Annotated in this window: 15 protein-coding genes and 1 pseudogene; 15 read left to right on the top strand and 1 reads right to left on the bottom strand. The window is 46.1% G+C overall.

Annotation, left to right across the window (positions count from 1 at the left end; all coding sequences use genetic code 11):
* Together C5684_RS00730 and C5684_RS00725 are read left to right on the top strand one after the other, a co-directional pair.
* A partial coding sequence (locus tag C5684_RS00730; protein ID WP_233708605.1) for an N-acetylmuramoyl-L-alanine amidase family protein occupies positions 1–703 on the top strand: 703 nt, incomplete at its 5' end.
* Entirely contained in the window at positions 669–1,490 is an 822-nt protein-coding gene (locus C5684_RS00725; RefSeq protein ID WP_104639099.1) for a hypothetical protein, read from the top strand. The genes C5684_RS00730 and C5684_RS00725, both read left to right, overlap by 35 nt.
* On the opposite strand, the gene C5684_RS00720 is transcribed toward C5684_RS00725, so the two are convergent.
* Entirely contained in the window at positions 1,468–2,154 is a 687-nt protein-coding gene (locus C5684_RS00720; RefSeq protein ID WP_104639098.1) for an MqnA/MqnD/SBP family protein, read from the bottom strand. The genes C5684_RS00725 and C5684_RS00720 overlap by 23 nt on opposite strands.
* 129 nt (positions 2,155–2,283) lie before the next feature.
* Between C5684_RS00720 and acnB the strand changes: the two genes are divergently transcribed.
* From acnB to C5684_RS00660, 13 genes and pseudogenes are all read left to right on the top strand, one after another.
* The gene (gene acnB / locus C5684_RS00715) at positions 2,284–4,842 is read left to right on the top strand and encodes a bifunctional aconitate hydratase 2/2-methylisocitrate dehydratase (protein ID WP_199764450.1); all 2,559 of its coding nucleotides are present in this window, start codon (positions 2,284–2,286) and stop codon (positions 4,840–4,842) included.
* A gap of 81 nt (positions 4,843–4,923) precedes the next feature.
* Positions 4,924–5,583, top strand: coding sequence for an amino acid ABC transporter permease (locus C5684_RS00710; protein WP_199764449.1), 660 nt, complete (start codon positions 4,924–4,926; stop codon positions 5,581–5,583).
* Positions 5,577–6,257, top strand: a complete 681-nt coding sequence (locus tag C5684_RS00705) for an amino acid ABC transporter permease (RefSeq protein ID WP_104639096.1) — start codon at positions 5,577–5,579, stop codon at positions 6,255–6,257. The genes C5684_RS00710 and C5684_RS00705 overlap by 7 nt, the downstream gene beginning before the upstream one ends.
* Positions 6,258–6,998, top strand: coding sequence for an amino acid ABC transporter ATP-binding protein (locus tag C5684_RS00700; RefSeq protein ID WP_104639095.1), 741 nt, complete (start codon positions 6,258–6,260; stop codon positions 6,996–6,998). It begins immediately after the preceding gene.
* 49 nt (positions 6,999–7,047) lie between these two features.
* Positions 7,048–7,878 carry a transporter substrate-binding domain-containing protein gene (locus tag C5684_RS00695; RefSeq protein ID WP_013890053.1) on the top strand — a complete coding sequence of 277 codons (831 nt, stop codon included), beginning with the start codon at positions 7,048–7,050 and terminating at the stop codon, positions 7,876–7,878.
* 125 nt (positions 7,879–8,003) lie between these two features.
* Positions 8,004–8,783, top strand: a pseudogene (locus tag C5684_RS09390) (PAS domain-containing protein); the annotation flags it as partial.
* A 24-nt stretch (positions 8,784–8,807) separates the two neighbouring features.
* Complete coding sequence (locus C5684_RS09385; RefSeq protein ID WP_324761454.1) at positions 8,808–9,296, top strand: methyl-accepting chemotaxis protein; 489 nt, start codon at positions 8,808–8,810, stop codon at positions 9,294–9,296.
* A 9-nt stretch (positions 9,297–9,305) separates the two neighbouring features.
* Positions 9,306–10,262, top strand: a complete 957-nt coding sequence (locus C5684_RS00685; RefSeq protein ID WP_104639093.1) for a D-2-hydroxyacid dehydrogenase — start codon at positions 9,306–9,308, stop codon at positions 10,260–10,262.
* Between the two features lie 98 nt (positions 10,263–10,360).
* On the top strand, positions 10,361–11,452 hold the full coding sequence (locus tag C5684_RS00680; RefSeq protein ID WP_233708604.1) for a SurA N-terminal domain-containing protein: 1,092 nt from the start codon (positions 10,361–10,363) through the stop codon (positions 11,450–11,452).
* A gap of 9 nt (positions 11,453–11,461) precedes the next feature.
* The gene (locus C5684_RS00675) at positions 11,462–12,514 is read left to right on the top strand and encodes a tetratricopeptide repeat protein (RefSeq protein ID WP_104639092.1); all 1,053 of its coding nucleotides are present in this window, start codon (positions 11,462–11,464) and stop codon (positions 12,512–12,514) included.
* Positions 12,515–12,522: 8 nt separating this feature from the next.
* Positions 12,523–12,960, top strand: a complete 438-nt coding sequence (gene rnhA / locus C5684_RS00670; RefSeq protein WP_104639091.1) for a ribonuclease HI — start codon at positions 12,523–12,525, stop codon at positions 12,958–12,960.
* 1 nt (position 12,961) lies between these two features.
* On the top strand, positions 12,962–13,633 hold the full coding sequence (gene rnc / locus C5684_RS00665; protein WP_104639090.1) for a ribonuclease III: 672 nt from the start codon (positions 12,962–12,964) through the stop codon (positions 13,631–13,633).
* Positions 13,630–14,088, top strand: a 459-nt coding sequence (locus C5684_RS00660; protein ID WP_158650156.1) for a chorismate synthase, incomplete at its 3' end; no start/stop codon positions are given. The genes rnc and C5684_RS00660, both read left to right, overlap by 4 nt.

The following is a 14,088-nucleotide window of genomic DNA, read 5'->3' as shown; positions in this document are numbered from 1 at the left end:
CCCCCCACCAGAACCAGCCCCCAAGCGTTTTAAGATCGTCTTAGACCCCGGGCATGGTGGGCGTGATTGTGGGGCTATGGGGGTTAGCCATGTGTGTGAAAAGCACATTGTTTTGCATGTGGCTAAATACTTGCAAAAAGAGCTTAAAGAACGCGGGTACATTGTCTATATGACCCGCCACAACGATCATTACATCGGTTTGAAGGAACGCACCGAATTTGCCAATAATAAAGAAGCTGATTTGTTTATCTCCATCCATGCCAACTCAATCCCCAAACATTCCACTTCCAATCCAAAAGGTGTAGAAACTTATTTTCTCTCGCCTGCACGCAGTGAAAGAGCGCGTAAAGTCGCCGAACAAGAAAACCAAGATGATGTGCGGGGCATGGATTATTTTTCCAAAATGTCCTTTTTAAACTCGCTCAACTCCCAAAGGCTGGTGATCTCCAACAAACTAGCCATAGACATCCAATTTGGCATCTTAAGTTTATTACGCCAACATTATCAAGGTGTGATCGATGGGGGTGTTCGGGAAGGTCCTTTTTGGGTGCTAGCCGGAGCACTCATGCCCTCTGTCTTAATTGAAATTGGCTATAACTCCAACCCCAAAGAGTCCAAACGCCTCCAAGACAAAACTTACCAACAATTTTTAGCAAAAGGGATTGCCAATGGCATCCAAAGCTTTTTTGAAAAAAACTATTGATCTCTCTATGAAAAAGCCCAACACCTATAAGTTGGTGCTCTCCTCAGTCTTTTTTGTCCTCTTTGTGATCACCGCTCTAGCCTTGATTCTCTCAGCATTCCAACGCAATTTCTCCCAACTTTTTGCCATTTTTAACGAACCCGGGCATTTTTACGCTATTTTGATCTCCATTCTTTATATCTGTGGCATTTTGATGTCCTTGGGGTATTTCATCGCCACCAGACGCAAGCACTCTTTATTCATCCCCAAATTACTTGTCCTAGTGGGCTGTGTTTTTTTTTGCTATCTCTTTTTGTTCAATCAGGTCAAGCCCAATAATGCGCCCCTGCTCTCTTTCTTGCTCTCTATTTTTTTCTACCTAGCGTTTTTGGGTTTGGGTTTATGGCGTTTTTTGGCTAGATGGCATGCCCCCAGCTCCGCTTGGATCAAATATTTGATCTTTTTTGCGCCCTCCATGAATGTGTGCTTAATCATGCTCTTTGCCTCTAGCTTCCAGCCCTACTTGCTCAAACAGCATTGGCATGCGTGGGTGGATTTTGCCCTTTTTGGCTCCAATCTTGCCTTTTTAATCGCCGTGCTCGCCAAGAGAAAAGAATATTTTGGAATCTACGAATACGCTAATTTATTGGTTCTCATCGCCGGCATTGTGGTTTTTATGTTGAGCGCGCATGTGATCTGGCAAGTGGATCGCTACAACGATGCCCGCTGGGCTTTTTATTTGTTGGGCTTTTTGGGGTGGTATGGGGAATGGATGTATTTGAGCTTTAAAAACGGCGCACCTTCCTAATGCCCTTAAAAAGCAGTTGTCTGTAAAAACAACGCAACGAAAACTCTTCCTTAGCCCCCATTTTATAATGGATGTGTTTGAGGTAGCGTAAAATCTGTTGCCGCTTAAGCTGGCTTTCTTGGACTTTTTGCTCTAAGATGTAATGGGGGATTTTTGTAGGTCTTTTGCAAAAGGCATGCGCTATTTGTGTGTAAAACTTGCCATGCGCTTGGTAGCAAAAACGCCCAAAGACAAAGGGCAAACCCGTTTTAGCATACCAGAGCGTGGCTAAATCCACAAACCCCGCCTTTTCTTGGTAATAAAAGCGTAAAGCCCTATCCCCAATCAGCACCTGCCCTTTTAACCCCAAAACTTGGCAGAGAGCATTAGAAGTTGCTGATTGTGTGTCAATCCCCTCATCTTGCAACACCACAAGCACGCTCAAAACTTTCTTATAACCAATGATCGCACAAGGCGTAACTTGTTTTTTACGCCACGCCACAAAGCCAGCAATGGAGGAAATAAAGCCCGCATCGATGCGCCTAAAGAGAAAATCTTGATTGAGTTTAGCCGGGTAGGTTTTTCTGTGGTTTAAAAATTGTTTAAAACTAATAGGGGTCGGGTAGGCTTTGATAAAGACATCAAAGGGGAGCAAATTCAAATAATCAATCTTGCCAAAGCGCATTTAAGACCTTTTTAAAGCATTAGCAAATCTTACACAAAAAACACAATAAAAAAAGGCGGGTTTCATGTGTCTTGTCAAAAACATAGCCAAGTTATTATATACTAAAAGCCTATTTCAAAAGGAGCGATCATGCAAACATTTATCCAAGAATACAAAGAGATCGAGGCGCAACGCGCGCAAGAGAATATCCCCCCCCTACCTTTAAGCGCAAAACAAGTAGGGAGTGTGGTAGAGATTCTCTTGCACTCTAAAGACAACGCAGAATGCGCCTTTGTTAAGGAATTACTCATCCACAGAGTGAGCCCGGGCGTGGATGAGGGCGCACAGGTCAAAGCGCAGTTTCTAGGAAAACTCGCGCTCAAAAAGCTTACATGTGCGCATTTTAGCCCCTTAGAAGCGGTGGAGTATTTGGGCACGATGCTAGGGGGGTATAATGTTGCCCCCCTCATTGAGGCGTTGCAAAGTGAAGATAGCACCATTGCCAAAGCCGCCTGTCAAGCTTTAAAATCCACTCTCTTAGTTTATAACGCCTTTGAGAGTATCGCCAACTTAAGCAAAACCAACCCCTTAGCTAAAGAAGTGCTAGAATCTTGGGCAAACGCAGAATGGTTTTTAAATAAGCCCGCTCTGCCTGAAAAGCTGGAGTTGTGCGTGCTCAAAATTGATGGAGAAACCAATACGGACGACTTGAGCCCAGCTAGTGATGCCTTTACCCGTAGCGATATTCCCTTGCATGCCAATGCCATGCTCAAAAACCGCGTGGAAAATTACCAAGAACGCCTAAAAAACATCAAATCTCAAGGCGTGCCAGTGGTGTATGTGGGCGATGTGGTGGGCACGGGGAGTTCGCGCAAGAGCGCAACTAACTCGATTATGTGGCATTTTGGCACGGACATTCCCTATGTGCCCAATAAGCGCACTGGGAGCGTGGTCATTGGGGGGGTGATAGCCCCGATCTTTTTTGCCACCTGTGAGGATAGCGGGGCGTTGCCTCTTGTGGCTGATGTGAAAGATTTACACGAGGGGGACATTATTGAGGTTTATCCTTATAAAGGAGAAATCCACAAGCAAGAAAAAGTGGTGAGCACCTTTAGCTTAGAGCCCACCACCCTAGCCGATGAATACCGCGCGGGGGGGCGTATTGCCTTGATCATTGGGCGCGGGCTCACCAATAAGGCGCGCAAATTCTTAGGGTTAGAACCCTCAGAAGTCTTTGCTAAACCCAAACAACCCGCCCAAAGCCAAAAAGGCTACACTTTAGCCCAAAAAATGGTCGGGCGTGCGTGCGCCCTTGAGGGCGTGCGCCCGGGCACTTACTGCGAGCCTTTGACCACCACTGTAGGAAGCCAAGACACCACCGGAGCGATGACACGCGATGAGGTCAAAGAATTAGCTAGCCTGAGTTTTGAAGCCGATTTTGTGCTGCAATCCTTTTGCCACACCGCAGCCTACCCAAAGCCCTCCGATGTGAACCTACAAGCCACTCTGCCCCAGTTTTTCACCTCTCGGGGTGGGGTCGCGCTCAAGCCCAAAGATGGGATCATCCACTCATGGCTCAATCGCATGGGATTGCCGGATACTCTAGGCACGGGGGGAGATAGCCACACCCGCTTTCCTATTGGGATTAGTTTCCCTGCTGGTAGTGGTTTGGTGGCTTTTGCCGCTGTAACGGGCACGATGCCCTTGAACATGCCCGAGTCAGTCTTGGTGCGCTTTAAGGGAGAAATGCAGCCGGGCATTACGCTTAGGGATTTGGTGAATGCTGTCCCCTACTACGCCATTAAGCAGGGTTTGCTCACCGTAGAGAAAAAGGGCAAGAAGAATATCTTCAATGGCAAGATTTTAGAGATCGAAGGCTTGGGGAATATCAAAATCGAACAGGCTTTTGAGTTTAGCGATGCGAGCGCAGAGAGAAGTGCCGCAGCATGCACCGTGCGCTTGAATAAAGAACCCATCATCGAGTATTTGAGCTCCAATATCCAGCTCATCGAACAGATGATTGCTAGTGGGTACGAACACAAAGAAACCTTGAAAAGGCGGGCGCAAAAAATGCAAGCGTGGATTGATAACCCCGTGTTATTAGAACCCGATCTAGACGCAGAGTATGCCGCTGTGATTGAGATCGATCTCAATGAGATCAAAGAGCCCATTTTGGCATGCCCTAATGACCCAGACGATGTGGCGACCTTAAGCGAGGTGCTAAACAACCCCAAACGCCCCCAACAGATCGATGAGGTCTTTATTGGCAGCTGCATGACTAATATTGGGCATTTTAGAGCCTTTGGGGAGATTGTCAAGGGCGCAGGAGCTTCGCCTATTCGCCTTTGGATTGTGCCCCCCACTAAAATGGACGAACAACAACTCATCAAAGAGGGGTATTTTTCCATCTTTGGGGCTGCTGGGGCGCGCACAGAGGTGCCCGGGTGTAGCTTGTGCATGGGCAATCAAGCGCGCGTGCGCGATAATGCGGTGGTGTTCTCCACTTCTACGCGCAATTTTGACAACCGCATGGGCAAGGGGGCGCAGGTGTATTTGGGTAGCGCGGAGCTGGGGGCAGTGTGTGCGCTCTTGGGTAAAATCCCCACTCCAAAGGAGTATTTGGATTTGGTGGCTAGCAAATTAGAAGCGCGCAGGGAGGAGATTTATCGTTACATGAATTTCCACCTAATGGAGCCTATGGCACTTTAGGAGGCTTTTAAGCGCGACCTTAGCTTTTTTCTTTAAGATAGGGGCTTTTAGCAGGCTTTAAGGCTTGTGAAAGGTTGCGGTTTGGATTTAGATTGGGATTTTATGCGCCACGCCTTGCCTCTTTTTGGGCGTGGGCTTGTAATCACTCTTGAGATTTCCTTTTGGGGCATTTTAGGGGCAACTCTTTTGGGTTTTGGTGTGGCTTTGTGCCTGTTTTTTAAGCCCAAGTTTTTAGCCAAACTTGCTAAAGCCTACACAGAATTAGCCCGTAACACCCCCTTAATCATCCAGCTCTTCTTTTTATACTATGGCTTGCACGAGGTGGGGCTCTCCCTGAGTGCCTTGCAATGCGCCGTGCTGGGCGTGATCTTTTTGGGCGGGGCGTATATGGCAGAGAGTTTTTTACTCGGGCTCAAGGCTCTAAGCAAAGTGCAATTTGAGAGTTCATTAAGTTTGGGGCTTTCTAAGTGGCAGAGTTTGTATTTTGTGCTTTTGCCCCAAAGTTTGGCGATCTCTTTGCCCTCGCTGGGAGCCAATACGATTTTTCTGCTCAAAGAAACTTCTGTGGTGAGCGCAATTGCTCTAGCCGATTTAATGTTTGTGGCTAAGGATTTGATCGGGATTTATTATAAAACTGATGAGGCTTTGATACTATTGGTGCTTTTTTACTTGGTTGTGTTATTGCCTCTAAGTTGCCTATTTGTGGCTTTAGAAAAACATTACAAGAGAAAAGCATGCTAGAGGCTTTGCAACTTTTTAACCCTGACAACTTAGCCCGCTTAGGCGAGGGGTTGGCAACGACTTTAAGTCTTGCTCTGATTTCTATTGTGATCGCTTTAATAGGTGGGGTGGGCTTGGGGTTGGCGATGGCTTTTGGAGGACGCTTAGCAAAACTCTTATGCCGGGTGTATTTGGAGAGTGTGCGTATCATTCCGCTATTGGTGTGGCTCTTTATTGTCTATTTTGGGCTGGCTTCTGTATTTGATTTACACATTGGGGCGTTTGTAGCAGGGGTGGTGGTCTTTGCGCTGTGGGGGGTGGCTGAGATGATGGATCTAACAAGGGGGGCTTTAAGCTCTATCTCTAAACACCAAAACCAAAGCGCCACCGCTCTAGGTTTAACACCCTTGCAAACTACCTTTTATATCCTCTTCCCCCAAGCCTTTTTGGCACTATTGCCCTCCAGCGTGAATTTATTCACCCGCATGATCAAAACCACCGCCCTAATCTCCCTCATTGGCGCGATTGACTTACTCAAAGTGGGGCAACAAATTATAGAGGTGCATGTAATTAGCATGCCCCATGCGAGTTTTTATGTCTATGGGTTAATTTTTATTCTCTACTTTATGTTATGCTACCCCCTTTCTTATCTTAGCCAGTATTTAGAGAAAAAATACCAACACAATCGAGGCTAAATGGCAATTTTGCAAACCATCCAATTACAAAAGCATTATGGCGATCACGAAGTGCTAAAGGGCATTGATTTTAGTCTCAACAAGGGGGAGGCGGTGGTGATTTTAGGACCTAGTGGGTGTGGGAAGAGCTCGTTTTTAAGGTGTTTGAATGGGCTAGAGGAGATTCAAGGCGGGCAGATTCTCTTTAATGGGGAGCAAATCGCCCACAGCAAGGATTGGACGAAAGTGCGCCAAAAGATCGGCATGGTGTTTCAAAATTACGAGCTTTTCCCCCATTTAAGCGTGTTGCAAAATATCTTACTCGCTCCTTTGAAGGTGCAAAAGCGCGCCAAAGAGGAGGTTACACAGCAAGCCCAAGCCCTCTTAAAAAGAGTGGGGCTAGAGCATAAAATGCAAGCCTACCCTAGAGAACTCAGCGGGGGGCAAAAGCAACGCGTTGCCATTGTTCGGGCTTTATGCATGCAACCTGAAGTGATGCTCTTTGATGAAGTTACGGCTAGCCTCGATCCAGAGATGGTTAAAGAGGTCTTAGAGGTGATCTTAGAGCTAGCTAGCGAAGGGATGAGCATGGTCATTGTAACCCATGAGATGAAATTTGCTAGAAAGGTAGCCCATCGCATTGTGTTTTTCGATCAGGGCGTGGTGGTGGAGGAAAATAGCCCACAAGGCTTTTTTGAAAATCCCCAATCAGAGCGCGCCCAAAAATTCTTAGAAATTTTTAATTTCTTGGGGGGTTGTTAAATTTTTGTTGCTAAAATGAACCCTTTATTTTAGAATGTGAGGAATGGTCATGCGTAGTTTGAAAATTGCGGGTGTTTTGATGGCGTTGGTGGCGTTTTTTGTGGCGGGTTGCTCCGATCACAAAGCCCATGCCAAAGAAGATGGTTTGGCACTCATTAAAAAACGGGGGGTGCTGAAGGTGGGCGTGTTCAGCGACAAACCCCCCTTTGGGTATATGGACAGCAAGGGGCAGTTCCAAGGCTTTGATGTCTATATCGCCAAACGCATGGCTAAGGATTTGCTAGGCGATGAGAAAAAGATCGAATTTGTCCCTGTGGAGGCAGCCGCGCGGGTGGAGTTTTTAAAATCTGATAAGGTCGATGTGATCATGGCCAATTTCACCAAAACCAAAGAACGTGCGGTGGTGGTGGATTTTGCCAAGCCTTACATGAAGGTCGCTTTGGGCGTGGTGTCTAAAGATGGGGTGATTAAAAAGATTGAGGATTTGAATGGCAAACAACCCTTAATTGTGGATAAGGGCACAACGGCAGATTTTTATTTTTCCAAGCACTACCCTAAAATCCCTTTGCTCAAATACGACCAAAATACCGAAACTTTCTTAGCCCTCAAGAATAACCGCGGAGTTGCCCTAGCCCATGACAACACACTTTTATTTGCTTGGGTTAAGAAAAATCCTGAATTTAAAGTGGGCATCCCTAGTCTAGGCGATCAAGATGTTATTGCCCCAGCGGTCAAGAAAGGCAATAAAGCTTTGTTGGACTGGCTCAACAAAGAGGTGGATACGCTCACCAAGAGTGGCTTTTTCAAACAAGCTTACGATGCCACTTTAAAGCCCATTTATGGCGATGATGTCGATCCTAAAAGTGTGATCTTCGAGTAGGTTTTTAGCCCCTTCTTGGGGCAGGTGTTACCCAAAATTCTTTGCGTATTAACTTCTGTCTGCGTTTAAAAAAACTTAAGCTATTGTGGGTATCATTACGGCTACTTTGACTTTGAGGAGTGCTCATGTTGTTCATGAAAAAAAAGGAGGATGATTCCACCCGCCTTTTAAATCAGGAGAATGAGGAGTTAAGGGCAGTCTATAAAGCTATGAGTCGTTCAACCGCTCTGATTGAATTTGATACGCAAGCACAAGTCATCACCGCTAATGAGAACTTTTTAAAGGTGATGGGTTATTCACTAGAGGAGATCAAGGGCAAATCCCACGCTATTTTTTGTGATACAGAGTATGTCAATGCCCCCGAGTATCGTAAAAATTGGGATCAGCTCCAATCAGGGCAATTCTTGCGGGGGACTTTTAAACGCTACACCAAGCATGGCAAGGCAGTTTTTTTAGAGGCAAGTTACAACCCCATTTTTGACACATCGGGCAAGGTGTATAAAATCATCAAGTTTGCTCAAGACATCACGGCGCGATCTTTGGAATTTAATGACTTAAAGGCTATTTATGGTGCAGTGAATCGCTCGATGGCACTAATTGAGTTCGATCTCAACCTCCATGTCCTCACCGCTAATGAGAATTTTTTAACGCTGATGGGTTACACTCTAAATGAGATTGTGGGCAAACACCATTCAATATTTGTTGAACCAGAGTATGCCGCCAGCTCCACTTACGCCCAAAATTGCAAGAAGGTTGTTTCAGGGGATTTTATCAGCGGCACCTTCAAGCGTCTGACCAAGAATAAAGATGTTGTCTATTTGGAGGCGACCTATAACCCCGTTTTTGATGAGAGTGGCAAGATTTATAAGATTGTCAAGATCGCCCACGATGTAACGCACAAAGAGGACAGCACCCAAGCAAAATTCAACATGATTGTGGATCTCATCAAGGAGAGCCAACAGCTTACCAGCAATGGGAGCGCGATGATTGAAAAAACGACAGATAATATCCAAAATGTAGCCGATGCCATGAAGAACAACACGCATTTGGTGAATACCTTGAGCACGCAATCTGAGTCTATCTCTAGCATCACCCAGACGATCAAGGACATCGCCGATCAAACCAATTTATTAGCCTTGAACGCCGCCATTGAGGCTGCCCGTGCGGGCGAACATGGGCGAGGCTTTGCCGTGGTCGCTGATGAAGTGCGCAAACTAGCCGAGCGCACGGGCAAATCAGTTGCTGAAATTGGGGCGATTGTTGGCTCGATTCGCGAGATCACTTCTCAGGTAGTGGTGAATATCACCGCTGGCATGGCATCTGCAGACAAAACTGCGGAATTATCCTACCAGAGCAAATCTTTAATGGATCAAATCAAAATCGCTAGCGACAATGTCGCGCAAAAAATGGGTGTTTAAAGGAAAAACATGGCAACTTCTCAAAAACCACTGACCGTAGTCTTAGAAGCCTTATCTTTGGGCAAACGCAATAAATTAGATGCGTTAGGGGAATTTGTTGATTTGGTCTCTTACCCGGGGACTCCTCAAGAATTAGTCTTGGAGCGCGCCAAAGATGCCGAGATCATCATTTTAAATAAAGTTAAGCTGGATGGGGACACACTCAGAGCCCTTAAAAAACTCAAATGTGTTTGCATCACCGCAACGGGCATGAACATGATCGACCTTGAGGTGGCTAAAGAGTTGGGCATCCAGATTAAAAATGTGGTGGGTTATTCCACCCATAGTGTTACCATGCACACCTTCGCACTCGCCTTTAGCTTGCTCTCTAACATGCCCTATTACGATCACTATTGCAAGAGTGGGGAATATTGCAATAGTGAGCTTTTTTCGCATTTTAATAAGGATTTGATGTCCCTAGAAAATAAAGAATGGGGGATTGTGGGGCTGGGCAATATTGGCAAAAATGTCGCACGCTGTGCCAGTGCTTTTGGCGCGCATGTGAGTTACACCTCCACCAGCGGGCGCAACCACGATGACACCTACCCGCAAAAGTCTTTAGAAGCCCTGCTCCAAACTAGCGATGTGATCAGCATCCACGCCCCCTTAAATGCCCAAACGCATAATCTCATCCACGCCCAACACTTCCCGCTACTCAAAAATAAAGCGATTTTGATCAATGTCGGGCGGGGCGGGATTGTCAATGAAGAGGCACTCGCCCAAGCCCTTAAAACTCAGGACTTTTATTATGCTAGCGATGTCTTTGAGCAAGAACCCATGCGCGCCAATCACCCCTTTTTAGACCCTGCCATACAGCCCAAACTTTTGCTCACCCCCCACATCGCTTGGGGCTATGGCGACACCATTAAAAAACTCATCGCCGCCACGATTGAAAATGTCAAGGACTATTTAAAAGGGCGTGCTTAGTATAACTTGCATAGCCCAACATCTGCCATATTACCCTTAATCTTGTTCTTAGTGCCCTTATACTATACTCTAAACTAAGACTGAATGCGAGAAAGAGAGTGTGGTATTTTTCCAAGTTTTCAAGAATCACTAGGGTTAGCGGGGGGTTTGGGCACTTTGTTTTAGGGCTGGGTGTGGTGTTAGCAGTGGTGCAGGGAACAGGCTCTAAGGTGGAGTCTGTAACCGGTCAAGGGGGTTCTAGTGCTAAAAACCTAGACAAGTACATTAAAGAAGCTCTAGGGAAATCTAAGAAAGAATTACACCAAGAGTCTCCCAAACGCTCTCAAAAACAAACACAAGAGGAGAGCAAACAGGCTAACAAGTTAGGCTCTCCTAAAACACCTAGCCCAGAAACAGAGGGCAGGGCAGATAACATTGTGGGCGGGATTGCCATCACGGTTAATAACGATCCGATCACGCTTTATCAAATTGAGACCCAAGAGAGAGAACAGCATGTCAGCCGCCAGCAGGCTATTAATGCCTTGATTCTCCAGCGTATCCAAGCCCAAGAGATCAAACGCCTAAAGATTGACATTGAAGATGATAAAATCGATGCTGAGATTGAAAATATCGCGCGGCACAATGGCATGGACACCCAAGATTTTATGCGGACCTTAGCTGGGGAGGGTATTAACCCAAGTGCCTACCGAGCCCAGCTCAAAAAACAGCTAGAAACTAGGGAATTGCTCCGCAATATCTTGCTTTTCAATGTCAATACCAATAGCGAAACCAAAATGCGTGAGTATTACAACGCCCACAAGGATGAATTTAGCATCCCTAGTGAGATCATCACGATTCGTTACATGGCTAAGGACACTAAAACCCTCACCCAAGCCCTTGAGAATCGCAATGTGGAAATTCCCGGGGTAACCCACAATGAAGAAAAAATCCATGTCAAATCTTTAAACCCGCAGATCGCCCAAATGTTCCTTTCGACTAAAGAAAATATGTTCACGCCGATTTTGAATGCGGGCGGGGGGAACTATGTTTCCTTTCTCATTAAGCAGAAACTGGGCAAAGAGAATGTGTCGTTTAGCCAAGCAAGAAACTTCATTGCCGGCAAACTCATTGAAGACCAACAAGATAAAATCCTAGCCGAATATTATGAGAAGTTGCGGGTCAAGGCCAAGATTAGGTTTTTGCGCCAATAGAGTTAGCTTGTGGAGCAATTAGCGTTCATCTATAAAGACTCGCTCTTTAGTGTCGCCATCTTGGTTTTCATCATTGGGAGCGTGATCTTGATGGATTATTTGCGCTCGGCTCTAGCGCACCGCCGTAACCTCAAAACCCTCAATGCGCTTTCACGCTCCTACTCCCAAGTGGAATTAGCTTACGAAGTCCAACAACTCTTAGCCAAAGAGCAAGAAAATGCTCTAGAGGTCTTGGGTTTTAAAACCTGGATGTTTTTAGCCAAACACTATGCCAAATATGGCAGTAGCGAACAGGCGATTAAAATTTACTTGGCTTTGTTGCCCAAATACCAAAATGATCGCATCGCTATTTTGGAGAGTTTAGCCAAAGCCTATATTGATATGGGCTATGTGCAAAAGGCACGCGATATTTTAATTGAAGTGTTACGCATCGATCCGGGAAACACGCGCGCCCTGCACGCCATGGTGCAAGCCCATGAAATCATGTGCGAGCCCAAAAAAGCCTTGCAGGTCTTGGAATGCTTAGATGAGCTAGGGACCAGCGGTTTAGCCAACACCTATTATTACTTGCAAATGCAAATTCTCATTGAGCAGGATTTGGGTTTGGAGGATAAAAGCTTTGCCATTCTCACACTGGGACACCAACAACCCAAACTCTATAAACTCGCACTCAGGCATTGCAAAAACCACCACAAACCCCTATTCTTACAAGAAATCACCTACTTAGAAGAGGCAATGCCCTACATAGACCTTCTATGGGATATTAAAAAAGAAGAGATTCAACCTTTTTTAGAGAGTTTGCACCCCAAGCTTTTAGAAGTGTTCGTGGCAAAGGGTTATGTGGAGGGGGTGTGTGATACGCTAGAGCTAGAGATTTTTAAAACTTTCCATGCCAAATACCAGATCAATTTGAATTTTAGCTACCAATGTTCTTTTTGTAAGAGTCTCTCCCCCTTTGAGAGTTATCGTTGTTTGGTTTGCGCCCAGATTGGACCTAAGGAAGTGGTTTTGGGTATTGAGAAACACCCCAATGACTATAGCAAAAATGGCAATTTGAATTAGGAGGATTGATGAAATGCATTGAGCTTTTTTGTGATGGATCGTCTTTGGGTAATCCGGGCTTTGGGGGGTATTGTGCTATCTTGCGTTATCAAGGTGTGGAGAAGATCATTGCCGGATCAGAGAGCCACACGACCAATAACCGCATGGAGCTTAGAGCCGTGAATGAAGCCTTAAAAGCCCTTAAAGAGCCATGCCAAATTGCCCTTTATAGCGATTCGACCTATGTTTGCTATGGGATTAGCCATTGGTTAGAGGCATGGGTGCTTAAGGACTTTGCTAAGGTCAAAAATGCCGATCTGTGGCGTGAATTTGTGGGCTTGCGCGCCCCCCATGAAATCACCACCCATTGGATAAGGGGGCATAGCGGGCATGCTGAAAATGAAAAATGCGACAAGCTGGCTAGAGAGCAAGCCTTGCAACACAAAATCGCCAATAGGGGGCAATGAGATGTTACAAACACTTCAAGAATGCTTGGGTTATGCCTTTAAAGACCCTGATTTGCTCCAACAAGCCCTAACGCATAGGAGTGCCAAAGCCCATAAAAATAACGAACGCTTGGAGTTTTTAGGCGATGCGGTGTTGGACTTGGTGGTGGCTGAGATTTTATTTGCGCGTTTTGGGGATTTGCAAGAGGGCGATCTCTCTAAAATGCGCGCCTCTTTGGTCAATGAAAAGGCTTTTTTTAAACTAGCTCTGCTTTTAAATTTGCAAGATCACATTTTGATCTCAGCGGCTGAAGCCAATAACCACGGGCATAGCAAGCCCTCCATTCTTGCTAGTGCCTTTGAGGCTTTGATGGGGGCGATTTACTTAGAAAGCGGGCTAGAGCCCATTAAAACCTTGATGCAAAAGCTTTTTAAGCAAGCCTACCCCAATCTCTCGCTTCAAGAGCTTTTCATGGACTATAAAAGCGCATTGCAAGAACTCACCCAAGCGCGTTTTAAGGTCGTGCCCACTTACACGCTCAAAAACGAGAGCGGTCCTGATCATGCCAAACAATTTGAGATGCAAATTTTTATCTTAAACAAACTCTATGGCACTTGCAAGGCTAGTAGCAAGAAGCAAGCCGAACAGCTTTGCGCCCAAGTGGCTTATGAGCAATTAAAAGAGATGCCATGAACACTTTAGGTCGGATCTTAAGGCTAACCACCTTTGGCGAATCGCATGGGTCTATGGTGGGGGGGGTTTTAGAGGGCGTGCCTGCTGGGCTGGTGTTGGATATGGATTTGATCCAAGCCGAGGTCAATCGGCGTAAAAGCGTGCATGTTTTCACTACGCCTAGACAAGAGCTAGATAAAATTGAATTGGTGAGTGGGGTTTTTGAGGGCAAGAGCACGGGCGCGCCCATCGCCTTACTGGTGCATAACCACAATATCAAAAGCAAGGACTATGACAACCTCAAGCAGAGTTTTAGACCCGGGCATGCCGATTTCACCACTTGGGCTAAATACGGGCTTAGGGATCACAGAGGCGGGGGGCGCAGCTCGGCTAGAGAGAGTGTTATTAGAGTGGGGGCGGGCGCGATTGCCAAACTTTTATTACAAGAGTTGGGGCTAGAGGTGATGGGGGGGGTT

Source organism: Helicobacter bizzozeronii (assembly GCF_900196775.1).
In the GTDB taxonomy this organism is placed as follows: domain Bacteria; phylum Campylobacterota; class Campylobacteria; order Campylobacterales; family Helicobacteraceae; genus Helicobacter; species Helicobacter bizzozeronii.
The sequence above is the reverse complement of the archived record's forward strand: the minus strand, read 5'-3'. Positions and strand labels throughout refer to the sequence as shown.